This is a genomic window from Zoogloea sp. (assembly GCF_041908905.1).
Lineage (GTDB): Bacteria > Pseudomonadota > Gammaproteobacteria > Burkholderiales > Rhodocyclaceae > Zoogloea.
The window spans coordinates 1-25773 of the sequence record NZ_JAYREK010000034.1 but is presented as its reverse complement, the minus strand read 5'-3'; the positions used below and the strand labels follow the sequence as shown (position 1 = coordinate 25773).

28 protein-coding genes and 1 pseudogene are annotated in these 25773 nt (G+C 67.1%); 25 read left to right on the top strand and 4 right to left on the bottom strand.

The genetic code is table 11. The features are described from left to right. The first annotated feature begins 41 nt into the window (after positions 1–41). The 11 genes from ACE3OU_RS15105 to ACE3OU_RS15055 all read left to right on the top strand — a co-directional run bounded on the left by ACE3OU_RS15105 (position 42) and on the right by ACE3OU_RS15055 (position 12268). Complete coding sequence (locus ACE3OU_RS15105) at positions 42–812, top strand: ScpA family protein (RefSeq protein WP_374242389.1); 771 nt, start codon at positions 42–44, stop codon at positions 810–812. Next, complete coding sequence (gene scpB, locus ACE3OU_RS15100) at positions 790–1371, top strand: SMC-Scp complex subunit ScpB (RefSeq protein ID WP_374242375.1); 582 nt, start codon at positions 790–792, stop codon at positions 1369–1371. Before ACE3OU_RS15105 ends, scpB begins: the two co-directional genes overlap by 23 nt. Next, a complete protein-coding gene (gene rluB / locus ACE3OU_RS15095; RefSeq protein WP_374242374.1) occupies positions 1328–2509 on the top strand; it encodes a 23S rRNA pseudouridine(2605) synthase RluB in 1182 nt (393 codons plus the stop codon). Before scpB ends, rluB begins: the two co-directional genes overlap by 44 nt. Before the next feature lie 183 nt (positions 2510–2692). Continuing rightward, entirely contained in the window at positions 2693–3121 is a 429-nt protein-coding gene (rimP, locus tag ACE3OU_RS15090; protein WP_374242373.1) for a ribosome maturation factor RimP, read from the top strand. Between the two features lie 21 nt (positions 3122–3142). After that, positions 3143–4615, top strand: coding sequence for a transcription termination factor NusA (nusA, locus tag ACE3OU_RS15085; RefSeq protein WP_374242372.1), 1473 nt, complete (start codon positions 3143–3145; stop codon positions 4613–4615). A gap of 16 nt (positions 4616–4631) precedes the next feature. Then, entirely contained in the window at positions 4632–7532 is a 2901-nt protein-coding gene (gene infB, locus ACE3OU_RS15080; protein WP_374242371.1) for a translation initiation factor IF-2, read from the top strand. Between the two features lie 3 nt (positions 7533–7535). Then, a complete protein-coding gene (gene rbfA, locus ACE3OU_RS15075) occupies positions 7536–7967 on the top strand; it encodes a 30S ribosome-binding factor RbfA (protein ID WP_374242370.1) in 432 nt (143 codons plus the stop codon). Positions 7968–8023: 56 nt separating this feature from the next. Continuing rightward, complete coding sequence (truB, locus tag ACE3OU_RS15070) at positions 8024–8941, top strand: tRNA pseudouridine(55) synthase TruB (protein ID WP_374242369.1); 918 nt, start codon at positions 8024–8026, stop codon at positions 8939–8941. Positions 8942–9016: 75 nt separating this feature from the next. Further along, a complete protein-coding gene (gene rpsO, locus ACE3OU_RS15065) occupies positions 9017–9286 on the top strand; it encodes a 30S ribosomal protein S15 (protein ID WP_141349014.1) in 270 nt (89 codons plus the stop codon). A 243-nt stretch (positions 9287–9529) separates the two neighbouring features. Continuing rightward, a complete protein-coding gene (gene pnp, locus ACE3OU_RS15060) occupies positions 9530–11575 on the top strand; it encodes a polyribonucleotide nucleotidyltransferase (protein ID WP_374242388.1) in 2046 nt (681 codons plus the stop codon). Positions 11576–11740: 165 nt separating this feature from the next. Beyond that, positions 11741–12268 carry a class I SAM-dependent methyltransferase gene (locus ACE3OU_RS15055; protein WP_374242368.1) on the top strand — a complete coding sequence of 176 codons (528 nt, stop codon included), beginning with the start codon at positions 11741–11743 and terminating at the stop codon, positions 12266–12268. A gap of 12 nt (positions 12269–12280) precedes the next feature. Here ACE3OU_RS15055 and ACE3OU_RS15050 read toward each other — a convergent pair whose 3' ends face one another. Continuing rightward, entirely contained in the window at positions 12281–12892 is a 612-nt protein-coding gene (locus ACE3OU_RS15050) for an arylesterase (RefSeq protein WP_374242367.1), read from the bottom strand. A gap of 7 nt (positions 12893–12899) precedes the next feature. Further along, positions 12900–13706, bottom strand: a complete 807-nt coding sequence (locus ACE3OU_RS15045; protein WP_374242366.1) for an inositol monophosphatase family protein — start codon at positions 13704–13706, stop codon at positions 12900–12902. 77 nt (positions 13707–13783) lie between these two features. Between ACE3OU_RS15045 and ACE3OU_RS15040 the strand changes: the two genes are divergently transcribed. The 12 genes from ACE3OU_RS15040 to ACE3OU_RS14985 all read left to right on the top strand — a co-directional run bounded on the left by ACE3OU_RS15040 (position 13784) and on the right by ACE3OU_RS14985 (position 22570). Next, positions 13784–14506 carry an RNA methyltransferase gene (locus ACE3OU_RS15040; RefSeq protein ID WP_374242365.1) on the top strand — a complete coding sequence of 241 codons (723 nt, stop codon included), beginning with the start codon at positions 13784–13786 and terminating at the stop codon, positions 14504–14506. A 93-nt stretch (positions 14507–14599) separates the two neighbouring features. After that, positions 14600–15364, top strand: a complete 765-nt coding sequence (gene cysE / locus ACE3OU_RS15035; protein WP_374242364.1) for a serine O-acetyltransferase — start codon at positions 14600–14602, stop codon at positions 15362–15364. Between the two features lie 108 nt (positions 15365–15472). Next, entirely contained in the window at positions 15473–15961 is a 489-nt protein-coding gene (iscR, locus tag ACE3OU_RS15030) for a Fe-S cluster assembly transcriptional regulator IscR (protein WP_374242363.1), read from the top strand. 20 nt (positions 15962–15981) lie between these two features. Then, positions 15982–17130 (top strand): cysteine desulfurase family protein, encoded by a 1149-nt coding sequence (locus ACE3OU_RS15025; protein WP_374242362.1) that lies wholly within the window; start codon positions 15982–15984, stop codon positions 17128–17130. Between the two features lie 41 nt (positions 17131–17171). Then, entirely contained in the window at positions 17172–18383 is a 1212-nt protein-coding gene (locus ACE3OU_RS15020; protein WP_374242361.1) for an IscS subfamily cysteine desulfurase, read from the top strand. Positions 18384–18396: 13 nt separating this feature from the next. Continuing rightward, entirely contained in the window at positions 18397–18780 is a 384-nt protein-coding gene (gene iscU, locus ACE3OU_RS15015; protein ID WP_374242360.1) for a Fe-S cluster assembly scaffold IscU, read from the top strand. Between the two features lie 13 nt (positions 18781–18793). Further along, on the top strand, positions 18794–19117 hold the full coding sequence (gene iscA / locus ACE3OU_RS15010; RefSeq protein WP_374242359.1) for an iron-sulfur cluster assembly protein IscA: 324 nt from the start codon (positions 18794–18796) through the stop codon (positions 19115–19117). Position 19118: 1 nt separating this feature from the next. Continuing rightward, positions 19119–19649, top strand: coding sequence for a Fe-S protein assembly co-chaperone HscB (gene hscB / locus ACE3OU_RS15005; protein WP_374242358.1), 531 nt, complete (start codon positions 19119–19121; stop codon positions 19647–19649). Beyond that, the gene (gene hscA / locus ACE3OU_RS15000; protein WP_374242357.1) at positions 19649–21517 is read left to right on the top strand and encodes a Fe-S protein assembly chaperone HscA; all 1869 of its coding nucleotides are present in this window, start codon (positions 19649–19651) and stop codon (positions 21515–21517) included. Before hscB ends, hscA begins: the two co-directional genes overlap by 1 nt. Positions 21518–21535: 18 nt before the next feature. Next, the gene (gene fdx, locus ACE3OU_RS14995; protein ID WP_374242356.1) at positions 21536–21877 is read left to right on the top strand and encodes an ISC system 2Fe-2S type ferredoxin; all 342 of its coding nucleotides are present in this window, start codon (positions 21536–21538) and stop codon (positions 21875–21877) included. After that, the gene (iscX, locus tag ACE3OU_RS14990) at positions 21877–22071 is read left to right on the top strand and encodes a Fe-S cluster assembly protein IscX (RefSeq protein ID WP_374242355.1); all 195 of its coding nucleotides are present in this window, start codon (positions 21877–21879) and stop codon (positions 22069–22071) included. The genes fdx and iscX overlap by 1 nt, the downstream gene beginning before the upstream one ends. 4 nt (positions 22072–22075) lie before the next feature. Beyond that, positions 22076–22570 carry a glutathione peroxidase gene (locus ACE3OU_RS14985; RefSeq protein ID WP_374242354.1) on the top strand — a complete coding sequence of 165 codons (495 nt, stop codon included), beginning with the start codon at positions 22076–22078 and terminating at the stop codon, positions 22568–22570. A gap of 199 nt (positions 22571–22769) precedes the next feature. Here the strand turns inward: ACE3OU_RS14985 and ACE3OU_RS14980 are convergent, their stop codons facing one another. Together ACE3OU_RS14980 and ACE3OU_RS14975 are read right to left on the bottom strand one after the other, a co-directional pair. Then, positions 22770–23144, bottom strand: coding sequence for a helix-turn-helix domain-containing protein (locus ACE3OU_RS14980; protein WP_374242387.1), 375 nt, complete (start codon positions 23142–23144; stop codon positions 22770–22772). Positions 23145–23259: 115 nt separating this feature from the next. Further along, positions 23260–24468 (bottom strand): annotated as a pseudogene (locus ACE3OU_RS14975) (sigma-54-dependent Fis family transcriptional regulator); the annotation flags it as partial. A 557-nt stretch (positions 24469–25025) separates the two neighbouring features. On the opposite strand from ACE3OU_RS14975, the gene pedF reads away from it, so the two are divergent. Together pedF and ACE3OU_RS14965 are read left to right on the top strand one after the other, a co-directional pair. Next, a complete protein-coding gene (gene pedF, locus ACE3OU_RS14970; RefSeq protein WP_374242353.1) occupies positions 25026–25454 on the top strand; it encodes a cytochrome c-550 PedF in 429 nt (142 codons plus the stop codon). Then, the gene (locus ACE3OU_RS14965; RefSeq protein ID WP_374242352.1) at positions 25444–25701 is read left to right on the top strand and encodes a hypothetical protein; all 258 of its coding nucleotides are present in this window, start codon (positions 25444–25446) and stop codon (positions 25699–25701) included. The genes pedF and ACE3OU_RS14965 overlap by 11 nt, the downstream gene beginning before the upstream one ends. The last annotated feature ends 72 nt before the right edge of the window (positions 25702–25773 follow it).

Below are 25773 nucleotides of genomic sequence, written 5' to 3'. Positions count from 1 at the left end.
TGGCGGCGCCCGCAAGTCTGGCCGAGTCCGTCGTCGGCCGCATGTATGGCGAGCCGATCTTCGACCTGCCCAAGGATCTGTACATCCCGCCCGATGCGCTGGAGGTGATCCTCGAGGCCTTCGAAGGCCCGCTGGACCTGCTGCTCTACCTGATCCGCAAGGCCAACATCAACGTCCTCGACATCCCGATGGTGCCGCTGACGGCCCAGTATCTCGAGTACGTGGAGGCGATGCGCTCCCACAATCTGGAGCTCGCCGCCGATTATCTGCTGATGGCGGCCACCCTGCTCGAGATCAAGTCGCGCATGCTGCTGCCCCGGCCGCCCAAGGAGGGCGAGGTCGAAGAGCTCGATCCCCGGGCCGAGCTGGTCCGTCGCCTGCTGGAGTACGAGCAGATCAAGCGGGGCGCCGCACGGCTCGACGAGCTGCCGCGGGTCGAGCGGGATTTCGAGTGGGTCGGGGTGTTCGTCGCCGAGAAGGTGGTCGAGCGCCAGCCCACGGTAACGCTGCACGACCTGCAGATGGCCTGGCTGAAGATCGCCCGGCAGAGCCGTCTCAAGCGGAACCACACCATCCAGCGCGAGGAGCTGTCGGTGCGCGAGCACATGACCCTGATCCTGCGCAAGCTGAGCGACGATGCCTTTGTGGTCTTCGAGACGCTGTTCGATCACACCCTCGGGCCCGCGGGCCTGGTGGTGAGCTTTCTTGCCACCCTGGAGCTCGTCAAGGAGCGCCTGGTGGTCGTAACCCAGAACGAGGCCTTCGCGCCCATTTATGTAAAGCGTGCCGATGCTGCAGCCGGAGTCGACTGAAGAGTTCAAGCGGGTGGTCGAGACGGCCCTGCTCGCCGCCTCGGCGCCGCTGGCGGTGAGCGAGCTGCGCCGCCTCTTCGAGGAAGATCCCGGCCCCGAAGCGGTGCGCGTAGCCCTCGCCGAACTGGTTGGCGACTGGCAGGGCAGGGGGGTCGAGCTGGTGCAGACCGCCGGCGGCTGGCGCTTCCAGACCCGCCTCGAATACCAGGTCTATCTCGATCGCCTGAAGCAGGAGCGCCCGCCGAAGTATTCCCGCGCGGTGCTCGAAACCCTCGCCATCATCGCCTACCGCCAGCCGGTGACGCGCGGCGACATCGAGGACATCCGCGGTGTCGTCGTCTCGACGAACGTCCTCAAGACCCTCGAGTCCCGGGGGTGGGTGGATGTGGTGGGCTACCGGGACACCCCCGGCCGCCCGGGCTTGTACGCCACGACCCGAAAATTCCTGGAGGACCTCGGCCTGCGCAGCCTGACCGAGTTGCCTCCCCTGACTGAAATCGAAAGGATCATGGATCTTGTCGACCTCCCAAAAACCGAAGAACCGGCCGTTCAGGCCTAAGGCTGGCAAGCCGGGCGCCGCTGCCCCGCGTGCCGATGGCCCCCAGGGCGGGCGTCGTGGCCGCGGCAAGCCGCCCGCAGGCGATGCCCTTGAAGTCCGCCGCGAGGGCAAGCGCCCCGGCCGTCCGGAGCGCGACGCCGACGGCGGCCGCCAGCCGCGCAGCAATGCCTCTGCCATCGGCCTCTCCAACCTGGAGGGCGGTCGTGGCAACTGGCGCGCCCGGCGCCAGGGCCCGGCGGGCAGCTATACCTCGCCGGAGGCGCCGTACCCACTGGCGAGCAGCGAGCTTCCCCTGCAGGAAGGCGGTGCGGAGGCGCGCCGTCCCAAGCGCCCGCAGGACACCACCTATACCGAGCCCCAGCGCCTGCACAAGGTGCTGGCGGCGGCGGGCATCGGCTCCCGCCGGGAGATCGAGGAGTGGATCATCGCCGGCCGGATCTCGGTGAATGGCGAGCCCGCCGACGTCGGCCAGAAGGTCGGCCCCGGCGATCGGGTGCGGGTCAATGGCAAGCTGATGCCCCTGCGCTTCGCGCCGCGGATTCCGCGGGTCGTGCTCTACCACAAGCCCGAAGGCGAGATCGTCTCCCGCGACGATCCGGAAGGCCGGCCGACGGTCTTCGACCGCCTGCCGACCCTGCGCAAGGGGCGCTGGATCGCGGTGGGGCGGCTCGATTTCAACACCTCGGGCCTGCTGCTGTTCGTGAACGACGGCGACCTCGCCAACAAGCTCATGCACCCGCGCTACGAGCTCGACCGGGAGTACGCGGTGCGCATCCTCGGCGAGCTCGATGATGCCCAGAAGCAGGCGCTGCTGGCCGGCATCGAGCTCGAGGACGGCCCGGCCAAGTTCAACACCCTGCTCGACGCCGGCGGTGAAGGGGCCAACCACTGGTACCGGGTCACCCTGTCGGAAGGGCGCAACCGCGAGGTGCGCCGGATGTTCGAGGCGCTGGGTCTCACCGTCAGCCGCCTGATGCGCGTGCGCTACGGCCCGGTGGCGCTCCCGTCGCGCCTCAAGCGCGGCATGTGGGAGGACATGGCCGTCGAGGATGTGTGCGCCCTGGCGGGCCTGCCGAAGCCTGTCAATGCCGGTGGCAAGGGTCGCGGGGGTCCGCGGCAGGGGCGTCGCCCGGGCTGAGCCGGGCTTCTGCCTCAGCGTAAAATTGCGCCCGCTTCGGCGGGCTGTTATACTTTTATTGTTGTATCGGTTCGAAAGGGCCGACATCCGGTCGGAATCATTAAACAGGGATGGGCGTTTCGCCCATTTTTCTTTTGTGGGCTAGAAATCGCGCCGCGGGCGCCATGGGGAGTTGGCTGGTAAATGGAGTTGCTGAATTTGATTGAACAGACCGTGCAAGGGCTCGACTACGAACTGGTCGACTTCGAGTCTTCCCCCCGAGGACGTCTCATGCGGGTGTTCATTGATTCGCCGAACGGCATCACCGTGGATGATTGTGCCACCGTGAGCAACCAGCTGACGCGGATCTTCGAGGTCGAGAACGTCGATTACGACCGCCTCGAGGTCTCTTCCCCCGGTCTCGATCGCCCGCTCAAGAAGGCGGCGGATTTCGAGCGCTTCGCCGGGCAGGATGTGCAGCTTCGCCTGCGCATGCCGATCGCCAATCAGCGGAATTTCGCCGGGGTGCTGCAAGGCCTGAAAGACGGCGTGGTGACCCTGGAAACGGAAAAGGGGCCGATGGAGGTCCCGTTTGAAGAAATCGAAAAGGCCCGCCTGGTGCCCAGGTTCTAAGAAGTTTGGAGGTTTGCAGGTATGAGCCGCGAAATTTTGCTGTTGGTTGACGCTCTGGCCCGAGAGAAGAACGTTTCGAAGGAAATCGTCTTCTCCGCGCTCGAGTCGGCGCTCGCTCAGGCGACCAAGAAGCGCATCAACGACGACGCCGACGTGCGCGTCGCCATCGACCGGGAAACCGGCGATTATGAATCCTTCCGCCGCTGGCAGGTGCTGCCCGACGAGGAGGTCGAGAACGACGAGGCCCAGATGGGCCTGATCGACGCCCGGGAGGAATACCCGGAGATCCAGGTCGGCGACTATGTCGAGGAAGGCCTCGAGCCCATCGACTTCGGCCGCATCGGTGCCCAGGCCGCCAAGCAGGTGATCCTGCAGAAGGTGCGCGACGCCGAGCGCGAGCAGATCCTCGCCGACTTCCTGGAGCGCAAGGAATACATCATCTCCGGCGCCATCAAGCGCATGGAGCGTGGCAACGCGATCATCGAAGTGGGTCGTCTGGAGGCTGTGCTGCCCCGCGACCAGATGATCCCCAAGGAAAACCTGCGCGTCGGCGACCGGGTCAAGGCCTACCTGCTGCGCATCGACCGCGGCGCCCGCGGTCCGCAGCTGATCCTCTCCCGCACCGCGCCCGAGTTCGTGATGCGCCTGTTCGAGCTGGAAGTCCCCGAGATCGGCGACGGCCTCCTCGAGATCAAGGCCTGCGCCCGTGATCCCGGCCTGCGCGCCAAGATCGGCGTCAAGTCCAACGACCCGCGCATCGATCCGATCGGCACCTGCGTCGGCCTGCGCGGCTCCCGCGTCACCGCCGTGCGCAACGAGATCGGCGGCGAGAACATCGACATCGTGCTGTGGTCGCCCGAGGCGGCGCAGTTCGTCATCGGCGCGCTGCAGCCGGCCGAGGTGTCTTCCATCGTCGTCGACGAGGAAGCCCACGCGATGGACGTGGTGGTGGACGAGAACAACCTCGCCATCGCCATCGGCCGCAACGGCCAGAACGTCAAGCTGGCGTCCGAACTGACCGGCTGGACCATCAACCTGATGACCGAAGCGGAATCGGAGCGCAAGTCCGAGGCCGAGCACAACAGCGTGCGCCAGCTGTTCATCTCCAAGCTGGACGTGGACGAGGAAGTGGCCGACATCCTGATCGACGAGGGTTTCTCGTCGCTCGAGGAGATCGCCTACGTGCCGCTGGCCGAGATGCTGGAAATCGAATCCTTCGACGAAGAAACGGTGAACGAGCTGCGCAACCGCGCCCGCAACGTGCTCCTTACCGAAGCCATCGTCACCGAAGAACAACTGGAAACCGTCAACGAGGACATGCTTGGCCTCGAAGGCATGGACAAGCCCCTGGCCGCCAAGCTGGCCCAGGGTGGCGTGCATAGCCGCGACGAACTGGCCGATCTTGCGGTGGACGAACTGATGGAACTGTCGGGGCTGGACGAAGAGCGGGCCAAGAATCTGATCACCAAGGCGCGCGCGCACTGGTTCGAGTAATACCCGGAGGCTCAAGATGGGACAGACAACAGTTACACAATTTGCCGGCGAACTCAAAATGCCGGCCTCCGTATTGCTCGAGCAGTTGCAGAAGGCTGGCGTAGAGAAGACCCGCGAAACCGATCTGCTGTCGGAGCAGGACAAGACCCGGCTGCTGGACTTCCTGCGTCGTGCCCACGGTGATACGGCTGCCAAGTCGAAGATCACCCTGACGCGCAAGCAGACGAGCGAGATCCGTGCCACCGACTCCACCGGTCGGGCGCGCACGGTGCAGGTTGAAGTGCGCAAGAAGCGCGTCTTCGTGAAGCGCGACGAGGCGCTGGTGCCGGAAGCCGCTGCCGCAGCCGCGCCGGCCGCTCCCGCCGAACCGGCGGCTGTGCCCGCGCCGGAGCCCGTCGTCGAGGCCGTGGCGCCCGAGGTGGTCGCCCCGGCGCCCGTCGTCGAGGCCGCGCCGGTGGTCGAGCCGGCGCCGCAGCCCGAGCCTGCTCCGGTCGCCGAGCCGGCGCCGGTGGTCGAGGCCGCCCCCGCCCCCGCCGCGCCGGTCGTCGAGCCCAAGCCCGAACCGGCCAAGCCGGAGCCGGTCAAGGCCGAAGCGCCCAAGTCCGAGGCACCCAAGCCCGAGGCACCCAAAGCCGCTGCGCCGAAGGCCCAGCAGCCCAAGGCCGCTGGCCAGAAGCCTGAACAGCAGCGTCCCGCCACCGTCCGCCGTGTGGTGGTTTCCGGTTCCATCCTGAGCGCCGAAGAAAAGGCCGCCCGGGAGCGCGAGGCCCAGCGTCACGCCGAACTGCAGGCCCGCCAGGCCGCCGATCTCAAGGAAAAGCAGGAGCGTGAGGCCCGTGCCCGCGCTGCCATGCTGGCCCGCGCCGAAGAAGAGAAGATGCGCGCCGCCGCCGCCGAGAAGGCCAAGGCCGAAGGCGAGGCCGCGCCCAAGACCGGCACACTCCACAAGCCCGCCAAGACCGAAGACAAGGGTGCCCGCAAGGACACCAAGAAGGTCGTCGGCAAGGAAGCCGCTGGCGATTCCAAGCGTCGCGGCAGCGGCATCAAGACCCGCGGCGACACCACCGGCGGCGCCGGTGGCTGGCGTGGCGGTGGCCGTTCCGGCGGCCGTGGTGGTCGTCACCAGGAGAGCCCGGCCTTCGTCGCGCCGACCGAGCCCATCGTCCGTGAGGTGCATGTGCCCGAGACCATCTCGGTCGCCGATCTCGCCCACAAGATGGCGGTCAAGGCCACCGAGGTCATCAAGGCCCTCATGAAGATGGGCACCATGGTCACCATCAACCAGGTTCTGGACCAGGACACGGCGATGATCATCGTCGAGGAAATGGGCCACAAGGCGCTTGCCGCCAAGCTGGATGATCCGGACGCCTTCCTCGAGGAACACGTCGAGCACAAGGATGTTGCGCTGGAGCCGCGTGCTCCGGTCGTCACGGTCATGGGCCACGTCGACCACGGCAAGACCTCGCTGCTCGACTACATCCGCCGTGCCAAGGTTGCGGCGGGCGAAGCTGGCGGCATCACCCAGCACATCGGTGCCTATCACGTCGAAACCGAGCGTGGCATGGTCACCTTCCTCGATACCCCGGGTCACGAGGCCTTCACGGCGATGCGTGCCCGTGGCGCCAAGGCGACCGACCTGGTCGTGCTGGTGGTGGCGGCTGATGACGGCGTGATGCCCCAGACCAAGGAAGCCATCCACCACGCCAAGGCGGCCGAAGTGCCCCTGATCGTGGCGGTCAACAAGATCGACAAGCCGGGTGCCAACCCCGAGCGCGTCCGCCAGGAGCTGATCGCCGAAGGCGTGGTGCCGGAAGCTTACGGTGGCGACACCATGTTCGTCGAAGTCTCGGCCAAGACGGGCCAGGGCATCGACGACCTGCTCGAAGCCATCCTGCTGCAGGCCGAAGTGCTGGAGCTAACGACGCCGAAGGAGTCCATGGCGAAGGGCCTCATCATCGAAGCCCGCCTCGACAAGGGCCGTGGTCCGGTGGCGACGCTGCTGGTCCAGTCCGGCACCCTGCGCCGTGGCGACGTGCTGCTGGTCGGTGCGACCTTCGGTCGTGTCCGCGCCATGCTCGACGAGAACGGCAAGCCCATCGAGGAAGCCGGCCCGTCGATCCCCGTCGAGATCCTCGGTCTGTCCGATGTGCCGGGCGCCGGTGACGAGGTGGTGGCCCTGGCCGACGAGCGCAAGGCGCGCGAGATCGCCCTGTTCCGTCAAGGCAAGTTCCGCGACGTCAAGCTTGCCAAGCAGCAGGCGGCCAAGCTCGAGAGCATGTTCGAGCAGATGGGCGAGGGCGAGGTGAAGACCCTGCCGCTGATCATCAAGGCCGACGTACAGGGTTCCCAGGAAGCGCTGGCCCACTCGCTGGTCAAGCTGTCCACCGACGAAGTCCGCGTGCAGGTCATCCACGGCGGCGTCGGCGCGATCAGCGAATCCGACGTCAACCTGGCTCAGGCTTCCGGGGCGGTCATCATCGGCTTCAACATCCGTGCCGATGCCAACGCCCGCAAGCTGGCCGAGAACTTCGGCGTGGATCTGCGCTACTACAACATCATCTACGACGCCGTCGATGAGGTGAAGAGCGCCCTGTCCGGCATGCTGGCGCCCGAGAAGCGCGAACAGATCCTGGGTATGGTCGAGGTCCGTCAGGTCTTCACCATCTCCAAGGTTGGCACCATCGCCGGTTGCTACGTGCTCGAAGGCGTGGTCAAGCGCAACGCGCTGGTCCGTGTCCTGCGCAACCACGTGGTCATCCACAGCGGCGAACTCGAATCGCTCAAGCGTTTCAAGGACGACGTCAAGGAAGTCAAGTTCGGCTACGAGTGCGGTCTGCAGGTTCGCAATTTCAACGATCTCCAGGAAGGCGACCAGCTCGAAGTGTTCGAAATCCAGGAAATCGCGCGGACCCTGTAAGCCATGCCCAAGGAGTTTTCCCGTGGCCAGCGCGTGGCGGAGCAGATCCGTCGCGAACTGGCCGAGCTGATCCGCCTGGAGCTCAAGGATCCCCGCGTCGGTTTCATTACCCTGACTGACGTGGAGATCACGCCCGACTACGCCCACGCCAAGGTGTATTTCACCTCGATGACGGGCCAGGAAGGGCTGGACGAGATCCAGCGCGGCCTGCGTCGCGCCAGCAGTTTCCTGCGGCGTGAGCTGGGCCGCCGGATCCGTATCCACACGCTGCCCGAGCTGCACTTCCATTACGATCCGTCGGTCGAGAACGGCAACCGCATCTCGGCCCTCATCGACAAGGCCATCGAGGCGGACCGGCACAATGCCGACGAGTCCGCCGAGGCCGAGCCGGAAGGTGCTGAAGACGGCAAGCCGGATCCCGATCCGTCCCGTTGATCTTCGTTTGATCCCTGCGGCGGCGCCTGCGCGCCGCCCTTTCAGGAATTTTCCGTTTGTCCCGTACCCCTCAGCGCCGTACGCCGCGCCGCGTCGTCGACGGCGTGCTGTTTCTCGACAAGCCGGTCGGCATCAGCTCCAACAACGCGCTGCAGAAGGCCCGCTGGCTGCTGAGCGCGGCCAAGGGCGGGCACACAGGCACCCTCGATCCCATGGCGAGCGGGCTGCTGCCGCTCACCTTTGGCGAGGCCACCAAGTTTTCCCAGACGCTCCTCGACGCCGACAAGGCCTACGACGCCACGGTGCTGCTGGGTGTCACCACCACCACCGCCGATGCGGAGGGCGAGGTGCTCGCCCGTTGCCCGGTGGAGGTGAGCGATGCGGCCATCGAAGCTGCGATTGCCAGCCTGCGCGGCGAGATCGAGCAGGTGCCGCCGATGTATTCGGCTCTCAAGCACCACGGCAAGGCGCTTTACGAGTACGCTCGGGAAGGGGTCGAGATCCCGCGGGAACCGCGTCGGGTTACTATTTACCGTTTCGAGCTGCTCGGGCGCGACGGCGACAGTCTCAAAATCCGTGTCGAATGCAGCAAGGGCACCTATGTGCGCACGCTGGCTTCGGATCTCGGCGCACTGCTGGGCTGCGGCGCCCACCTGACGGCGCTGCGCCGTACCAAAATCGGCCCGTTCGGGCTGGACGTGGCGCTGCCGCTGGCAGACTTCGAGGCCGTCCCGGCCGAGGCGCGGGAAGGGCGGCTGGCGTCGGTGGATGCGCTGCTGGTGCATCTGCCCGTGCTGCAGCTCGATGCAGCCCAGGTCCGCAGCCTGACCCACGGGCAGCCGGCGCAGGGCTGTGACGGTGAGCCCGGCCGCATGGTCCGGGCCTATGAAGGGGAACATTTCCTCGGGGTCGCGACCTTCGGCGAGGCGGGAGAATTGGTCCCGACACGCCTGGTTGCGACCGGAAATCGATGAAATGTCTTGAGCAACCTGCCTTGCGTTCGATATAATCGCGCGCTTCGCAAGGCTAAATCCTAACCGAGTTAAACAATGGCAATCTCCACTGAACAAAAAGCGCAAATCGTTGGCGACTACCAGCGCGCCAAGGGCGACACCGGTTCTCCGGAAGTGCAAGTCGCTCTGCTTACCGCCCGCATCAACGATCTGACCGGCCACTTCAAGGCCAACGTCAAGGACCACCACTCCCGCCGTGGCCTCCTGATGATGGTGAGCCAGCGCCGCAAGCTGCTCGACTACCTGAAGCGCAAGAACGTCGACAGCTACCGTGAGCTGATCGCTCGCCTCGGCCTGCGCAAGTAATCTGGCAGTCCAAGCTTTACCGAACGTGACAACCCTGCCGCATTTCGCGCAGGCTTGATCATGGGCACAGCCGGTGTAAGTCCGCGTGGCTTCGCCGGCTTTGTCACATCTGTGCGCCACGAAGAGGCGCTTTACCTCGGCTACACCAGCGGTTGTTGTTTGCCGTCAGCCGATTGAATGAAAGGACATCCTTTGCCTACCGCAATCAAGAAGAGTTTCACCTACGGTTCCCACACCGTGACCATGGAGACCGGCGAAGTTGCCCGCCAGGCTCATGGTGCCGTGCTCGTCAATATGGACGACACCGTGGTGCTGGCCACCGTGGTGGCCGCCAAGAACGCCAAGCCGGGCCAGGATTTCTTCCCGCTCACCGTCGATTACGTCGAAAAGTTCTACTCCGCGGGCCGCATCCCCGGCGGCTTCTTCAAGCGTGAAGGCCGTCCGACCGAGAAGGAGACGCTGACCTCCCGCCTGATCGACCGTCCGATCCGCCCGCTCTTCCCGGACGGCTTCTACAACGAGGTGCAGGTCATCGCCCAGGTGGTGTCCCTCAACCCGGAAGTCGACGCCGACATCCCGGCGATGATTGCCGCCTCCGCGGCCCTCGCTATCGCCGGCATCCCGTTTGCCGGTCCGATCGGCGCCTGCCGCGTCGGTTATGCCGACGGCCAGTACATCCTCAATCCGACCGCCACCCAGCTGCAGACCAGCCAGATGAACCTGGTCGTCGCCGGCACCGAGAGCGCCGTGCTGATGGTCGAGTCCGAAGCCCGCGAGCTGCCGGAAGACGTGATGCTGGGCGGCGTGGTCTTCGGCCACACCCAGATGCAGGCTGCGATCACCGCCATCAACGAACTGGTCGACGTGGCCGGCAAGCCCGAGTGGGACTGGCAGGCTCCGGCCAAGGACGAGGCCCTGATCGCCCGCGTCACCGAGATCGCCGGCGCCAAGATCGAGGAAGCCTTCCGCATCACCGCCAAGCAGGCGCGTTCGCAGCAGCTGTCGGCCATCGCCGACGAAGTGCACGCCACGCTGACCGCCGAAGGCCGCGAGTACGACAACAACACCGTCAACAACATCATCTTCGACCTCGAGTCGAAGGTGGTGCGTGGCCGCATCCTGAGCGGTGAGCCGCGCATCGACGGCCGTGACACCCGCACCGTGCGCCCGATCGACATCCGGGTCGGCGTGCTGCCGCGCACCCACGGCTCCGCGCTGTTCACCCGTGGCGAGACCCAGGCCCTGGTGGTGACCACCCTCGGCACCGGCCGTGACGAGCAGATCATCGACGCGGTCGCCGGCGAGTACCGCGAGCGCTTCATGCTGCACTACAACTTCCCCCCGTTCTCCACCGGCGAATGCGGCCGCTTCGGCTCGCCCAAGCGTCGCGAGATCGGCCACGGCCGCCTCGCCAAGCGCGCGCTGGCCGCGGTGCTGCCGGGCAAGGAAGACTTCAGCTACACCGTGCGCGTGGTCTCCGAGATCACCGAGTCCAACGGTTCCAGCTCGATGGCCTCCGTCTGCGGCGGCTCCCTGTCGATGATGGACGCCGGCGTGCCGCTGTCCGCTCCGGTGGCCGGCATCGCCATGGGCCTGATCAAGGACGGCGGCCGTTTCGCCGTGCTGACCGACATCCTGGGTGACGAAGATCACCTCGGCGACATGGACTTCAAGGTCGCCGGCACCGAGAAGGGCGTCACCGCCCTGCAGATGGACATCAAGATTCTCGGCATCACCAAGGAGATCATGCAGGTCGCCCTGGCCCAGGCCAAGGAAGGCCGCATGCACATCCTGGGCCTCATGAAGAGCGCCCTCGGCGAAGCCCGCGGCGAGGTGTCCGACTTCGCGCCGCGCATGATCACCCTGAAGATCAACCCCGAGAAGATCCGCGACGTGATCGGCAAGGGCGGCGCGGTGATCCGCGGCCTGCAGGAAGAGACCGGCACCGTCATCGAGATCACCGACGACGGCAACGTGACCATTTCCTCCGTGAGCTCCGAAGGCGCCCAGGAGGCCAAGCGTCGCATCGAGGCGATCACCGCGGAAGTGGAAGTGGGCAAGGTCTATGAAGGCCCGGTCGTGCGCATCCTCGATTTCGGTGCGATCATCAACATCATGCCGGGCCGCGACGGTCTGCTGCACGTGTCCCAGATCGCCAACGAGCGCGTCAATGCCGTGTCCGACTACCTCAAGGAAGGCCAGGTCGTCCGCGTCAAGGTGCTCGAGACCGACGAGAAGGGCCGTGTGCGTCTGTCGATGAAGGCGCTGCTGAACGAAAAGGCCGAGTAATCCCTCGGGCTTCGCAGCAAGCGGGCGCTTCGGCGCCCGTTTTTTTTGGCTGGCCGGAAAGTTTCCGGAACCCCGCCGGGTAATGAGCCTCACACAACAGGATGCCACGGCGATGAATATCAATCACACAGGGAGGCCGGAATGCCTTTGTGCCATGCAGCTTCAATGACCCCTTCGGCATGGGTGACGCGTTTCGCGCCGCTGATCGCTGCGGGTGGAGAAGTCCTCGATTTCGCCTGCGGGAGCGGGCGCCACGCCCGCTGGCTGGCGGCGCGGGGTTTTCGGGTCGAGGCGGTGGATCGGGACGCGGTGGCGCTCGAGCTGCTGGCCGGTGTGCCCCATATCAAGGCGCGCGAGGCGGACCTGGAGAATGGGCCGTGGCCCTACGCCCGGCAGCATTTCGACGGCATCGTGGTGACCAATTACCTGTTCCGGCCGCGCCTGCCGCTGCTGCTCACGGCGCTCAACCCCGGTGGGGTGCTGATCTACGAGACCTTCATGGTCGGCAACGAGCGCTTCGGCAAACCGAGCAATCCGGATTTTTTGCTGCGCTCCCATGAGCTGCTCGAAACGGTGGCCGACGCCTGTACGGTGCTGGCCTATGAACAGGGAGAGGTGGCCGACCCGAAGCCGGCGGTGATCCAGCGCGTCTGCGCGGTGAAGGGGCACAACCCGTCGCTGCGCCTGCCCTGAGCCTGGGGGATTTCAGCGGAGCAGGGGTTTCAGCTCGCGCCAGATGGTGTCGAGGATGAGTGGCTGGGCGGCGGCCACCGGGTGGAGGCCGTCGGCCTGGAAGTAGCCCGGCTGGTCAGCGAAGCCTTCCATCATGAAGGGCACGAGCCGCAGGCGGTTGGCCCTGGCGATGTCGCGATAGGCGGCCTCGAAGCGGCTGGTGTATTCGGGGCCGTAGTTGGGTGGCATGCGCATGCCGACCAGCAGAACCTGGGCACCCGCCTTGCGGCTGGCGTCGACCATTGCCTGCAGGTTGGTGGCCATGGCCTTGACCGGCAGGCCGCGCAGCCCGTCGTTGGCGCCGAGCTCGATGACCACCACGCTGGGCTTGTGGGTCTCGAGGGCGGCCGGCAGGCGGGCCAGGCCGCCGGCAGTAGTCTCGCCGCTGATGCTGGCGTTCACCACCTTGTGGGGCAGCCGGGCGGCGGAGATCCGCTCGGCGAGCAGCGCAGGCCAGCTTTGCTGGGGGCGCAGGCCGTAGCCGGCCGACAGGCTGTCGCCCCACACCAGCACCGTGCCGGCCCAGGCGTTGCCGCTGGCGAGCAGCAGGCAGGCGAGCGCGGTGCGGAGGAGGGCGCCCAGCATCGGCGGATCAGGCCGGCAGCTTGTCGCCGCAATGGCCCTGGATGATCTGCAGCAGCGGCGGGAAGACCTTCGGCGTGCCGGCGACGACGTTGCCGGTGGTGAGGTAGTCGGATTCGCCGGCCAGGTCGCTCACCAGGCCGCCCGCTTCGCTGATCAGCAGGCTGCCGGCGGCCATGTCCCACGGCGACAGGCCGAACTCCCAGAAGCCGTCGAGGCGGCCGGCGGCCACGTAGGCCAGGTCGAGGGCGGCGGCACCCGGGCGGCGCAGGCCGGCCGTTTTTTGGGTGAGCTCCTTGAAGATCGACAGGTAGGTGTCCACGTTGCCGAACTGACGGTAGGGGAAACCGGTGCCGATCAGTGCCTCGGACAGGCGCAGGCGCTTGGAGACGCGGATGCGGCGGTCGTTGAGGAAGGCGCCGGCGCCCTTGGAGGCGGTGAACAGCTCGTTGCGGTTGGGATCGAATACGACGGCCTGTTCGACCACGCCGCGGCGGGCCAGGGCGATGGAGATCGCGTACTGGGGGAAGCCGTGGATGAAGTTGGTGGTGCCGTCGAGCGGGTCGATGATCCACTGGTACTCGGTGTCGGCCTCCGGCCCGGTCTCGCCGGACTCTTCTGCTAAAATGCTGTGGCTCGGGTAGGCCTCGCGCAGCACCTGGATGATGGCCTCTTCTGCGGCCCGGTCGACTTCCGTCACGAAATCATTGGGTTGCTTGGCTTCGACGCGGAGCAGATCCACATCGAGGGCGGCCCGGTTGATGACGGTGGCGGCACGGCGTGCGGCCTTGATAGCGATGTTCAGAGTGGGGTGCATGGTGTCTGGCGGCTTGCCGGCCCGGGCACAAACGGCCCGTCGGTCGACCACTAATTCGGAAAACCATACATTTTAATATGAACCTCGATGGCGCGCTTGGGCGCGTGCGTGTCGTCCTCTCCCGAACCAGTCACCCCGGCAACATCGGTGCGGCGGCCCGGGCCATGAAAACCATGGGTCTGTCGCAGCTGGTGCTGGTCGACCCGCAGTCCTTCCCCGATCCGGTGGCCACGGCCCGCGCTGCGGGGGCCGACGACATCCTCGCCAGCGCGCGGGTCGTCGCGACCCTCGCCGAGGCGCTCGAAGGCACGGTGTTCGCCGCCGCCCTGACAGCCCGCAAGCGCGAAATGGCGGTGCCCATGATGTGGGCGCGCGAGGCGGCTGGCGAGATCGTCGGCCGGGCCGCCTTCGGTGACGTGGCGCTGGTCTTCGGCAACGAGACCAAGGGCCTCTCCAACGAAGACGTGGCCCTCTGCCACATGCCCGTCAAGATTCCGGTGAGCGAGGTGTATTCGTCCCTCAACCTCGGGGCGGCGGTGCAGGTGCTGTGCTACGAGCTGCGCATGGCGGCCCTTGACCCGGGTGCGGCGCCCGGCATCGAGTTCGAGCCCGCCACCCACGAGCAGATCGAGGGCTTTTACGCCCACCTCGACCGGGCGATCACCGCCAGCGGCTTCTTCAACCCCGCCAACTCCAAGCGGTTGTGGCCGCGCCTGCGACGCCTGTTCGGCCGCATCCGCCTCGAGAAGGACGAGGTCAACATCCTGCGCGGGATGTTGAGCGCCTTCGAGAAGAAGTAGACTAAAATACTCGGAAATCAAACGGCGGCCCGGCGCTGGGCGTCTCCGGCCGCCGGGCGGACATCAGCAATCCAGTTTCGGGAGCTCCCTCTCATGTTCAGTCGTCTGCGTGAAGACGTGGCCAACGTGCTCCAGCACGACCCGGCGGCACGCTCTAGGTGGGAAGTGCTCACCTGCTATCCGGGCATGCACGCCCTGTGGCTGCACCGTTTTGCCCACGCTGCCTGGCGGCGGGGCTTCCGCTGGCTGGGGCGTTTCACCAGCCACGTGGGGCGGATGCTGACCGGCGTCGAGATCCATCCGGGCGCCACCATCGGCCGGCGGGTCTTCATCGACCACGGCATGGGCGTGGTCATCGGCGAGACGGCCGAGATCGGCGACGACTGCACGATCTACCAGGGCGTCACGCTGGGTGGCACCTCGCTCTACCGGGGCACCAAGCGCCACCCGACCCTCGGCCGCGGCGTGGTGATCGGCGCCGGCGCCAAGGTGCTGGGCGGCTTCGAGGTCGGCGACGGGGCCAAGGTCGGCTCCAACGCGGTGGTGGTCAAGCCGGTGCCGGCGGGCGCCACGGCGGTGGGCAACCCGGCGCGCATCATCGAGGCCGGCGGCGGCGATGCGGTCCGTGCCCGGGAAGCCAAGGCCGAGCAGATGGGCTTTACCGCCTACGGCGTGACCCGCGACCTCGACGATCCGGTCTCCAAGGCCCTGCACGGTCTGCTCGATCATGCGGTCGAGACCGACCGGCGCATCGGCGTGCTCCTCGCCAGGCTCGCCGAGGCCGGCATCGCGGTGGATGGCGCGGTGCGCGCCGAGGACGCCTTCGATCCGAAGGGGCTGGGGAAGATGGTCGACTGAGTCGCAAAATAGTTGATCGAATTGGTCGGGTTTGGTATTCTTGACTGAAACGTTCAACTATTATTCAGGCGAGACTTCAGGCAACCAAGCCGCCTCCCCGGAGCCGACATGAGACTCACAACCAAAGGTCGTTTTGCCGTCACGGCAATGATTGATCTGGCGCTGCGCTGTGCCGACGGCCCGGTCACGCTGGCGGGCATCGCCGATCGGCAGAAGATCTCCCTTTCCTATCTCGAACAGCTGTTCGGCAAGCTGCGCCGCTTCGAGCTCGTCAGCAGCGTGCGCGGCCCCGGCGGCGGCTACGCCCTGGCCCGCGACATGGCCCAGATCACCGTGGCCGACATCATCGCGGCGGTGGACGAGCCCCTCGACGCCACCTCCTGCGGCGGCAAGCAGAACTGCCACGATGCCCACGTCTGCATGACGCACGACCTGTGGACCAATCTCAATCGCCGCATGTACGAATACCTGCACTCGGTGACCCTCGCCGGGCTGGTGGAGCAGCAGCGCATGAAGGCGGCCCAGCAAAGCGTGCTCCGCGACGAGCGCGCCAACTGCGCCACCCGTAATGGTGATACCCAGGCCCTGACCGCCTGACCCACGCCGGAGCCGCCGCGATGTTCGCCCCCGTCTACCTCGACCACAACGCCACCACACCCCTCCACGAGGCGGTGCGCGAGGCGATGCTGCCGTGGCTGGGCGAGCGCTTCGGCAACGCCTCGAGCCGCCACGAATACGGCCGGGCGGCCCGCAAGGCCATCGACGAGGCCCGCGCCCAGGTCGCCGCGGCGGTGGGTGCCCATCCGACCGAGGTGATCTTCACCAGCGGCGGCTCGGAAGCGAACAACCTGTTCATCAAGGGTGCCGCGGCAACCCAGAAGCCCGGCCTGGTTGCGGTGAGCGCCATCGAGCACCCCTGCGTCCGCGAGCCGGCGCGGCAGCTGGCCAAGAGCGGCTGGCGCTTTGCCGAGATCGCCGTCGATGGCGAAGGGCGGGTCGACGCCCGGGATTTCGAGCGGCTGCTGGCCGACAAGCCCCGGCTGGCGTCGGTGATGCTCGCCAACAACGAGACCGGCGTGCTGCAGGATGTCGCAGCCCTGGCGGCCCAGGTCAAGGCCCGCGGCGGCTGGATGCACTGCGACGCGGTGCAGGCGCTGGGCAAGGTCAAGGTGGATTTCCGCGCGCTGGGCGTGCATGGCCTCACCGTGTCGGCCCACAAGATTCAAGGCCCGCTCGGCGCCGGCGCGCTCGTCGTCGACAAGCGGGTCGAGCTCGCGCCCCTCATCGCCGGCGGCGGGCAAGAGCGCAACCTGCGCTCCGGCACCGAGAACGTGATGGCCATCGTCGGTTTCGGCAAGGCTTGCGAGCTGGCGGTGGCGGCGATGGACGAACGGGCGCAGCGCCTCGCCGTGCTGCGCGAGCGCCTCGAGGCCGGGCTGGCGCAGCTGGGTGCGCGGATCTTCTCGGCCGCCGCACCGCGGCTGCCCAACACCAGCTTCTTCGCGCTGGCCGGCATCGACGGCGAAACCCTGGTCGGCAAGCTCGACCGGGCCGGGTTTGCGGTGGCGAGCGGCTCCGCCTGTTCGAGCGCCAATCCCGAGCCGTCCCACACGCTGATGGCGATGGGCGTCGAGGCGGGCCTCGCCCGTGCGGCGATCCGGGTCAGCCTCGGCGCCGGCAGCAGCGAGCAGGACATCGACGGATTTTTGAAAACCCTCGGCGAGAATCTCGCCAGCCTGCGAACCCTGGCCGCGGTGGCGGTCTGAATCATCAGGCAAACATTTTTTGCAGCACGGAGAAGACTAAGATGCTCAAGTTTCCGATCTACCTGGATTACTCCGCGACGACGCCCGTTGATCCGCGCGTGGCCGAGAAGATGATCCCCTACCTCTCGGAGCTGTTCGGCAACCCGGCATCCCGCAGCCACGCCTTCGGCTGGACCGCCGAGAAGGCCGTCGAGGAGGCCCGTGAAGAGGTGGCCAGGCTCGTCAACGCCGACCCCAAGGAGATCATCTGGACCTCCGGCGCCACCGAGTCCAACAACCTGGCCATCAAGGGCGCGGCGCATTTCTACTCCGGCAAGGGCAAACACGTCATCACCGTCAAGACCGAGCACAAGGCCGTCCTCGACACCGTGCGCGAACTCGAGCGGGAAGGCTTCGAGGCCACCTACCTCGACGTCCAGGAGAACGGCCTGATCGACCTTGAGGTGCTGAAGGCGGCGATCCGCCCCGACACCGTGGTCGTCTCGGTGATGTTCGTGAACAACGAGATCGGCGTGATCCAGCCGATCGCCGAGATCGGCGAGATCTGCCGCGAGAAGGGCATCATCTTCCACGTGGATGCGGCCCAGGCCACCGGCAAGGTCGACATCGACCTCTCCAGGCTGAAGGTCGACCTGATGTCCTTCTGCGCCCATAAAACCTACGGCCCGAAGGGCATCGGCGCCCTCTACGTGCGGCGCAAGCCCCGTGTCCGCCTCGAAGCCCAGATGCACGGCGGCGGCCATGAGCGCGGCCTGCGTTCCGGCACCCTGGCGACCCACCAGATCGTCGGCATGGGCGAAGCCTTCCGCCTGGCCCGCCTCGAGATGGCCGAGGAGAACGAGCGCGTCCGTGTGCTGCGCGACCGCCTGCTGGCCGGCCTGTCGCAGATGGAAGAGGTGTTCGTGAACGGCGACATGGAGCACCGTGTGCCGCACAACCTCAACATCAGCTTCGCCTACGTCGAAGGCGAGTCCCTGATCATGGCGATCAAGGACGTGGCGGTGTCGAGCGGCTCTGCCTGCACCTCGGCCAGCCTCGAGCCGTCCTACGTGCTGCGCGCCCTCGGCCGCAACGACGAGCTGGCCCACAGCTCCATCCGCTTCACCCTGGGCCGTTTCACGACGGTCGAGGAGATCGACTATACAATCGACCTGCTGCAGAACAAGATCGGCAAGCTCCGCGAACTGTCGCCCCTCTGGGACATGTACAAGGAAGGCATCGATCTGAACACCGTGCAGTGGGCAGCCCACTGACAGGAGAGCAAACATGGCATACAGCGAAAAGGTCCTCGACCACTACGAAAACCCCCGCAACGTCGGCGCCTTTGCCAAGGACGACGACGGTGTCGGCACCGGCATGGTCGGCGCGCCGGCCTGCGGCGACGTGATGAAGCTGCAGATCAAGGTCGGCAAGGACGGCATCATCGAGGACGCCAAGTTCAAGACCTACGGCTGCGGTTCGGCGATCGCCTCCAGCTCGCTGGTCACCGAGTGGGTCAAGGGCAAGACCCTCGACCAGGCCCTCGACATCAAGAACACCGCGATCGCCGAAGAGCTGGCCCTCCCGCCGGTCAAGATCCACTGCTCTATCCTCGCCGAAGACGCCATCAAGGCAGCGGTCGAGGACTACAAGAAGAAGCACAACGGCTGAAAGGAACACGATCATGGCAGTAACCCTGTCCGACAAGGCTGCAACCCACATCGGTAACTTCATCGCCAAGCGCGGCAAGGGCGTCGGCATTCGCCTCGGCGTGCGCACGTCGGGCTGTTCCGGGATGGCCTACAAGCTGGAGTTCGCCGACGAGGTGCTGGCCGACGACGTGGTCTTCGAATCCCACGGCCTGAAGGTCCTGATCGACCCGAAGAGCCTGCCCTACATGGACGGCACCGAGCTCGACTTCGTGCGCGAAGGCCTCAACGAGGGCTTCAAGTTCAACAACCCGAACGTGAAGGGCGAGTGCGGCTGCGGCGAGAGCTTCACGGTCTGACATGATCGACCTCAAGCAGGACTACTTCGCGCTGTTCGGCCTCGCTCCGGCCTTCTCGATCGACATCGAGAAGCTGGAGCAGGCCTACATCGACATGCAGGCCAGGGTTCACCCCGACCGCTTCGCCCACCTGTCCGATGCCGAGAAGCGGCTGTCGATGCAGTGGGCGACCCACGCCAACGAGGCCTTTCGCACCCTCAAGAGCCCGCTCGCCCGGGGCCATTACCTGCTCGAGATGCGGGGCGTCGACCCGGCCTTCGACACCAACACGGCGATGGCGCCCGACTTCCTGATGGAGCAGATGGAGTGGCGTGAAGCCCTGGGCGAAGCCACCGAGGCCGCCGACGAGGACGCCCTCGACGACCTCTCCCGGCGCCTCCGCCACAACGCGCGGGCCCTCGAGGCCGAGCTGGCCCGCCAGCTCGACGAGACCGGCGACCTCGAAGCCGCTGCCGACAGCGTGCGCCGCATGAAGTTTCTCGAGAAGCTGCAACACGAAATCAATGACGCCTTGACGGCGCTGGAATCCTGATGGCTCTGCTGCAAATTTCCGAACCGGGCATGTCCACCGCACCGCACCAGCATCGTCTGGCGGTGGGCATCGACCTGGGCACCACCAATTCCCTGGTGGCCACCGTCCGCAACGGCGTGCCCCAGTGCCTGCAGGACGAGGAGGGCCGGCTGCTGCTGCCCTCCGTCGTGCATTACCTGCCGGACGGTCAGATCGCCGTCGGCCGCAAGGCCCAGGTGGCTCAGGCCACCGACCCGCGCAACACCATCGTTTCGGTCAAGCGTTTCATGGGTCGCGGCCTCAAGGATGTGGCCCACGTCGAGACCATGCCCTACGACTTCGTCGACGCTGCCGGCATGGTGCGGCTGCGCACCGTGCAGGGCGTGAAGAGCCCCGTCGAGGTCTCCGCCGAGATCCTCCGCGACCTGCGCCTGCGCGCCGAGCGCAGCCTGGGTGGCGAGCTCACTGGCGCCGTCATCACGGTGCCGGCCTATTTCGACGACGCCCAGCGCCAGGCCACCAAGGACGCCGCCCGCGTCGCCGGCCTCAACGTGCTGCGCCTGCTCAACGAACCCACCGCCGCGGCGATCGCCTACGGCCTCGAGAACGCCTCCGAAGGCATCTACGCGGTTTATGACCTGGGCGGCGGCACCTTCGACATCTCGGTGCTGCGCCTCTCCCGCGGTGTCTTCGAGGTCGTCGCGACCAGCGGCGACGCGGCCCTCGGCGGCGACGACTTCGACCACCGCCTGTTCTGCTGGATCCTCGACAACGCCGGCATCTCGCTGCCCTCCGACCGTGACGCGCGCCGGCTGCTGATGAAGTCCCGCGAGGTCAAGGAACGCCTGAGTGACGACGAGTCGGTGCCGGTCCGCCTGACCCTCGACAGCGGCGACGAGGTCGACCTCGTCGTCACCCGCGAGGTCTTCGTCGAGATCACCCGTCCGCTGGTGGACAAGACCCTGCGCCCGGTCAAGAAGGCCCTGCGTGACGCCGGCCTCGCGCCCGAAGACGTCAAGGGCGTGGTGATGGTCGGCGGCGCCACGCGCATGCCCCATGTGCAGAAGGCGGTCGGCGAGTATTTCGGCCAGACGCCCCTCACCAACCTCGACCCCGACACCGTCGTCGCCATCGGCGCCGCCATGCAGGCCAATGTGCTGGCCGGCAACCGTGCCGCCGACGAAGAGTGGCTGCTCCTCGACGTGATCCCCCTGTCCCTCGGCATCGAGACGATGGGCGGCCTCGCCGAGAAGATCATCCCGCGCAACTCCACCATCCCCACCGCCCGCGCCCAGGACTTCACCACCTTCAAGGACGGCCAGACCGCCATGTCCTTCCACGTGGTCCAGGGCGAGCGCGAGCTGGTGGCCGACTGCCGCTCGCTGGCCCGCTTCGAGCTGCGCGGCATTCCGCCGATGGTGGCGGGCGCCGCGCGCATCCGCGTGACCTTCCAGGTCGACGCCGACGGCCTGCTGTCGGTGTCGGCCCGTGAGATCACCACCGGCGTCGAAGCCCGCATCGAGGTCAAGCCCTCCTACGGCCTCGCCGACGACGAAGTGGCCACCATGCTCAAGTCCGGCTTCGAGCACGCCCAGGCCGACATGGAGCGGCGCGGTCTGGCCGAGCAGAAGGTCGAGGCCGCCCGTGTCATCGAGGCCACCGAAAAAGCCCTGGTCACCGACGGCGACCTGCTCGACGAAGCCGAGCGCGCCGCCCTCGACGCCGCCCTGGCCGCCCTCCGCGACGCCGCCGCCGGCGACGACGTGCGGGCCATCAAGCTCCAGCTCGAAGCCTTCAACCGCGCCTCCAACGAGTTTGCCTCCCGGCGCATGGACAAGAGCATCCGCAGCGCGCTGGCCGGCCACAAGATCGACGAACTCCGGATCTGACCCCGGACGGACCCCACCATGACTACCCTGATCGTCCTTCCCCACGTCGAGCTGTGCCCCGAAGGGGCCGTGCTCGAGGCCGAACCCGGCCAGACCATCTGCGACACCCTGCTCGCCAACGGCATCGAGATCGAACACGCCTGCGAGAAGTCCTGTGCCTGCACCACCTGCCACGTGATCGTCCGCGACGGCTTCAACAGCCTCGAGCCCGCCGAGGAACTCGAGGAAGACCTGCTCGACAAGGCCTGGGGGCTGGAGTCCAACTCCCGCCTGTCCTGCCAGGCGGTGGTGGCCGACACCCCGCTCACCGTCGAGATCCCCCGATACACCATCAACATGGCCCGGGAGGGCAAGCACTGATGAAATGGGTAGAAGTTCAGGAAATCGCCATCCAGCTGGCTGATGCCCACCCGGACGTGGACCCGACCCGGGTCAACTTCGTCGACCTGATGAACTGGGTCATCGCGCTGCCCGAGTTCGACGACGACCCCAAGCACTGCGGCGAGCGCATCCTCGAGGCCATCCAGCAGGCCTGGATCGACGAGACCGAGTAAAACCATGAGCAGCGCAGCGGAGCAGGGCGTCCATGCCTTCGAGGCCAGCACCCTCGCAGGTGCGCCGCTGCGCCTTGCCGACTTTGCCGGCAAGGTGCTCCTGATCGTCAATACCGCCAGCCGCTGCGGCTTCACGCCCCAGTACGCCGGCCTGCAGACGCTGCACGACACCTACGGCCCCCGCGGGCTGGTGGTGATCGGCTTCCCGTGCAACCAGTTTGGCGCCCAGGAGCCCGGCGGTGCCGACGAGATCGCCGGTTTCTGCCAGCGCAACTACGGTGTCGGCTTCATCATGGCCGACAAGGTCGAGGTCAACGGCGCCGGCGCCCATCCGCTGTTCCGCTACCTCACCTCGGCCGTCCCCGGCGTGCTCGGCACCGAAGCCGTCAAGTGGAACTTCACCAAGTTTCTGGTGGATCGCGCCGGCCGCCCGGTCAGCCGCCACGCGCCGACCACGCCGCCCGCCGCGCTGGCGCGGCACATCGAAGCCCTGCTGTAAGCGCCGCCATCAGGCGGTGGTTCGCCCGGGCCACATCGCGCACCGCCTGCGCTGCATCTTCTGCCTGCCTTCCCAGGCAATCTCCCGCCCAAGCTCCCGGTCGAGCCTCCGGGCCCCTCGGCGGCGTGGGCGTCGGCTGGCCCGGCGCCCCCATCGCGTCGACCGGGTGAGCATTGGCCGGCGTCGCCGGCCACCTCCCTCACATCTTGCCCAGTTTGCGGTACAGCGTATTGCGGCTGATGCCCAGCTGGCGGGCCGCCAGCGAGATGTTGCCGCCGGCCGCGTCGAGGGCGCGCAGGGCCGCCTGGCGCCCGATCTCGTCGAGGCTGGTGCCACCTGCCGGCAGCTCGCTGGCCCAGCCGGCGTCGCGGCGGTCGGCGCCAGCGGGGGCGGAGAGGGGCGCCTCGAAGAGTTCTTCCGGCAGATGCTGCTCGGTGATCTCCGCCTCGCCGTCGTCGAGCAGCGCGATCGCCACGCGGATCGCGTTGTGGAGCTGGCGGATGTTGCCCGGCCACGCGTACCCCTCGATGGCCCGCAGCGCGCCCTCCGAGAAACGCACCGGCGCGGCCGGCATCTCGATGGCGGCCAGCCGGGTCACCAGCGCGCGGATGTCGCTGCGTTCGCGCAGGGGGGGGCAGGGTCACGCTCAGGCCGTTGAGGCGGTAGTAGAGGTCTTCGCGGAAGCTGCCGCGGGCCACTTCTTCACGCAGTTTGCGGTGGGTCGCGCAGACCAGCGCGATGTCCACCTGGATCGTCTTGGTGCTGCCCAGCGGCGTCACGCAACGCTCCTGCAGCACCCGCAGCAGGCGCGCCTGCAGGTTGAGGGGCATGTCGCCGATCTCGTCGAGGAACAGGGTGCCGCCGTCGGCCTGCTGGATCTTGCCCGGCGCGCCCTCCTTGCGGGCGCCGGTGAAGGCGCCGCCCTGGTAGCCGAACAGCTCCGACTCGATCAGCGTCTCGGGGATCGACGCGCAGTTGAGGGCCACGAAGGGGCGCTCCCGGCGCGGGCCGCTGTTGTGGAAGGCCTTGGCGAAGATCTCCTTGCCGGCGCCCGATTCGCCCTGGATCAGGATCGGGATGTCGCTGCCGAGCATCCGCCGCGCCCGGTCGATGGCCGCCTGCAGGCGCGCGTCGCCGGTGTTGAGGGTGTCGAGGGTCACGCAGCCGGCGCTGCCGCCTTCGCTCCGGCGGGCCGGGCGGACGGGCAGGGCGCGTTCGTCGGGGGCGCGGCTGGCGTGGACGATCGGTGTCGGCACCTGGCCGCGCAGCTGCACGTGGATCAGCTTGCCGTTCACGCACAGGGTCTGGCTGCCCTCGTTGTGGCCGCGCAGGCGGTCGATGAGCGACGACAGGTTGCTCTCGAAGACGATGGAGAAATCCCGCCGCACCGCATCCACCGCGCGAATGCCGAGGATCTCGGTGGCGTTGCTGTTGATCGCCAGCACCCGCCCGTCGGGCGTCACCGCGGCGATGCCCTCCTTGGGGCTGCCCAGGTAGTCCGGCCGGGTGTGGAAGCACACCAGGATGTCGCGGGCGTGGAAGGCCTCGAACAGGCGCTTCTCGACGATCGCCGACGAAAGCCGTACCAGGCCCAGGGTGTGCCGCTGCAGGTGCTGGTAGCTGCCCGAGATGTCGAGCACGCCCACCAGGCGCCCGTCGGGCCCGTGGATCGGGCTGGCGCAGCAGGTGAGGAAGCCGTTGTGCTCCAGAAAATGCTCGGCGCCCAGCACCGTCACCGGCGACTCCTCGGCCAGCGCGGTGCCGATCGCGTTGGTGCCCCGCAGGTTCTCGTCCCACGAGGCGCCGGCCATCAGCGCGACGCGGTCGGCGCGGCTCACGAAATCCGGGTCGCCCACGGTTTCGAGGATCAGCCCGTTGGGGTCGGCCAGGATCACCATGCTACCCGTCTCGCGGATCTGCTCGAAGACGTGCTCCATGATCGGCCGGCTCTGCATGAGCAGGAAGCGGTTGCGCTCCTGCTCGATCTTGAGGGCCACCCGGTCCATCGTCGAGGTGAAGTCGGAAAGATGCGGGTCGCCGACGCCGAAGCGGCGGCAGCGCTCCCAGGAGCGCAGGATCAGCGGGTCAACCAGGCCGCTGGGGTGGTCGCCCTGCCTGAAGAAGCGCTCGCGCGCCTCCTGCAGCCGTTCCCCCTGGGCTTCCGCCCGCACTTGTAGCTGTCCCATGGTCTCCTCCGTATGTCATTGAACTTATTTCTTTTTTGTTGTGCTTCATAACGTAACACCTGTGTCTTTTATTAGCAAAGAACAGGGTGTGGCGCCGTCTCGACAAGCAATGGGCGTGCCAGGCATTGCCGTGTGCGGGGGGCGAAATCGCCGCCGCGCGGGGCTTCGCCGCCTTCGCGGCCGGCGCCAGCCTTTCTGGCACAAGGCTTGCAGTGATCGGCCCATCGGACCATCACGCCCCGAGACCCATAAACGACAAAGGAGACAACGTGAAACATCCCTTCCGCCGCCTCGGCGCCCTCGCCGCCGTCCTCTGCATCGCCGGAGCCGCCTCCCAGGTCTTTGCCCATGGTGACGTGGTGCCCCAGGCCGTCGATACCACCGGGCTCAAGGCCCTTGGCGCCGATTTCCTCCCGTCCAACCCCTACCGCAAGGACAAGACCGCGATCCGCATCGGCGACTCGGCCTTCAACCAGAACTGCGCCCGCTGCCACGGCCTCGGCGCCATCTCCGGCGGCATCGCGCCGGACCTGCGCTACCTGCCCCTCGGCGACGAGGGCGACGAGGTCTTCATGCAGCGTATCCGCAAGGGCGCGGTGCGCGACGGCCGCGTGTACATGCCGCCCTTCGAGGGCACCCTGAGCCAGGAGGCCATGTGGGCGATCCGCGCCTGGCTGGAGACCGTCCATGAAGACTGACCGCCGCCTGTGGCTGAAGGCGCTCGCCGCCATGCCCCTCGCCGCGGCGCTGCCGGCCCGCGCCGACGGGCTGGAGGCGATCCGCCAGCGGGGCCGCCTGCGCTTTGCCGTTTACAACGACTTCCCGCCGTACTCGATGGCTGGCGGCAAGGGCATCGACGCCGACATCGCGCGGGCCCTAGCCGCCCGGCTGCAATGCTCCCAACTTAACGCCAACCCCCTTGTGAACCTGCGCCGTCCCCGGTAAAATCAATGTCATTAAGTCATTGATAAATAGAGACTATGAACTCAAACACTCGATCCCCAATCGCTGCTGGAT

Excerpts from the sequence above, each read along its gene's own strand:
- hscA (WP_374242357.1), top strand. The coding sequence starts at position 19,649 with ATGGCTCTGCTGCAAATTTCCGAACCGGGCATGTCCACCGCACCGCAC.
- ACE3OU_RS15040 (WP_374242365.1), top strand. The coding sequence starts at position 13,784 with ATGAACCTCGATGGCGCGCTTGGGCGCGTGCGTGTCGTCCTCTCCCGA.
- ACE3OU_RS15025 (WP_374242362.1), top strand. The coding sequence starts at position 15,982 with ATGTTCGCCCCCGTCTACCTCGACCACAACGCCACCACACCCCTCCAC.
- iscU (WP_374242360.1), top strand. The coding sequence starts at position 18,397 with ATGGCATACAGCGAAAAGGTCCTCGACCACTACGAAAACCCCCGCAAC.
- ACE3OU_RS15020 (WP_374242361.1), top strand. The coding sequence starts at position 17,172 with ATGCTCAAGTTTCCGATCTACCTGGATTACTCCGCGACGACGCCCGTT.
- ACE3OU_RS14980 (WP_374242387.1), bottom strand. The coding sequence starts at position 23,144 with ATGCCGGCCGCGCCGGTGCGTTTCTCGGAGGGCGCGCTGCGGGCCATC.
- ACE3OU_RS15050 (WP_374242367.1), bottom strand. The coding sequence starts at position 12,892 with ATGCTGGGCGCCCTCCTCCGCACCGCGCTCGCCTGCCTGCTGCTCGCC.
- nusA (WP_374242372.1), top strand. The coding sequence starts at position 3,143 with ATGAGCCGCGAAATTTTGCTGTTGGTTGACGCTCTGGCCCGAGAGAAG.
- iscX (WP_374242355.1), top strand. The coding sequence starts at position 21,877 with ATGAAATGGGTAGAAGTTCAGGAAATCGCCATCCAGCTGGCTGATGCC.
- rimP (WP_374242373.1), top strand. The coding sequence starts at position 2,693 with ATGGAGTTGCTGAATTTGATTGAACAGACCGTGCAAGGGCTCGACTAC.
- ACE3OU_RS15105 (WP_374242389.1), top strand. The coding sequence starts at position 42 with ATGTATGGCGAGCCGATCTTCGACCTGCCCAAGGATCTGTACATCCCG.
- cysE (WP_374242364.1), top strand. The coding sequence starts at position 14,600 with ATGTTCAGTCGTCTGCGTGAAGACGTGGCCAACGTGCTCCAGCACGAC.
- fdx (WP_374242356.1), top strand. The coding sequence starts at position 21,536 with ATGACTACCCTGATCGTCCTTCCCCACGTCGAGCTGTGCCCCGAAGGG.
- iscA (WP_374242359.1), top strand. The coding sequence starts at position 18,794 with ATGGCAGTAACCCTGTCCGACAAGGCTGCAACCCACATCGGTAACTTC.
- iscR (WP_374242363.1), top strand. The coding sequence starts at position 15,473 with ATGAGACTCACAACCAAAGGTCGTTTTGCCGTCACGGCAATGATTGAT.
- rbfA (WP_374242370.1), top strand. The coding sequence starts at position 7,536 with ATGCCCAAGGAGTTTTCCCGTGGCCAGCGCGTGGCGGAGCAGATCCGT.
- ACE3OU_RS14965 (WP_374242352.1), top strand. The coding sequence starts at position 25,444 with ATGAAGACTGACCGCCGCCTGTGGCTGAAGGCGCTCGCCGCCATGCCC.
- ACE3OU_RS15045 (WP_374242366.1), bottom strand. The coding sequence starts at position 13,706 with ATGCACCCCACTCTGAACATCGCTATCAAGGCCGCACGCCGTGCCGCC.
- ACE3OU_RS15055 (WP_374242368.1), top strand. The coding sequence starts at position 11,741 with ATGACCCCTTCGGCATGGGTGACGCGTTTCGCGCCGCTGATCGCTGCG.
- scpB (WP_374242375.1), top strand. The coding sequence starts at position 790 with ATGCTGCAGCCGGAGTCGACTGAAGAGTTCAAGCGGGTGGTCGAGACG.
- ACE3OU_RS14985 (WP_374242354.1), top strand. The coding sequence starts at position 22,076 with ATGAGCAGCGCAGCGGAGCAGGGCGTCCATGCCTTCGAGGCCAGCACC.
- pnp (WP_374242388.1), top strand. The coding sequence starts at position 9,530 with ATGGAGACCGGCGAAGTTGCCCGCCAGGCTCATGGTGCCGTGCTCGTC.
- infB (WP_374242371.1), top strand. The coding sequence starts at position 4,632 with ATGGGACAGACAACAGTTACACAATTTGCCGGCGAACTCAAAATGCCG.
- rpsO (WP_141349014.1), top strand. The coding sequence starts at position 9,017 with ATGGCAATCTCCACTGAACAAAAAGCGCAAATCGTTGGCGACTACCAG.
- hscB (WP_374242358.1), top strand. The coding sequence starts at position 19,119 with ATGATCGACCTCAAGCAGGACTACTTCGCGCTGTTCGGCCTCGCTCCG.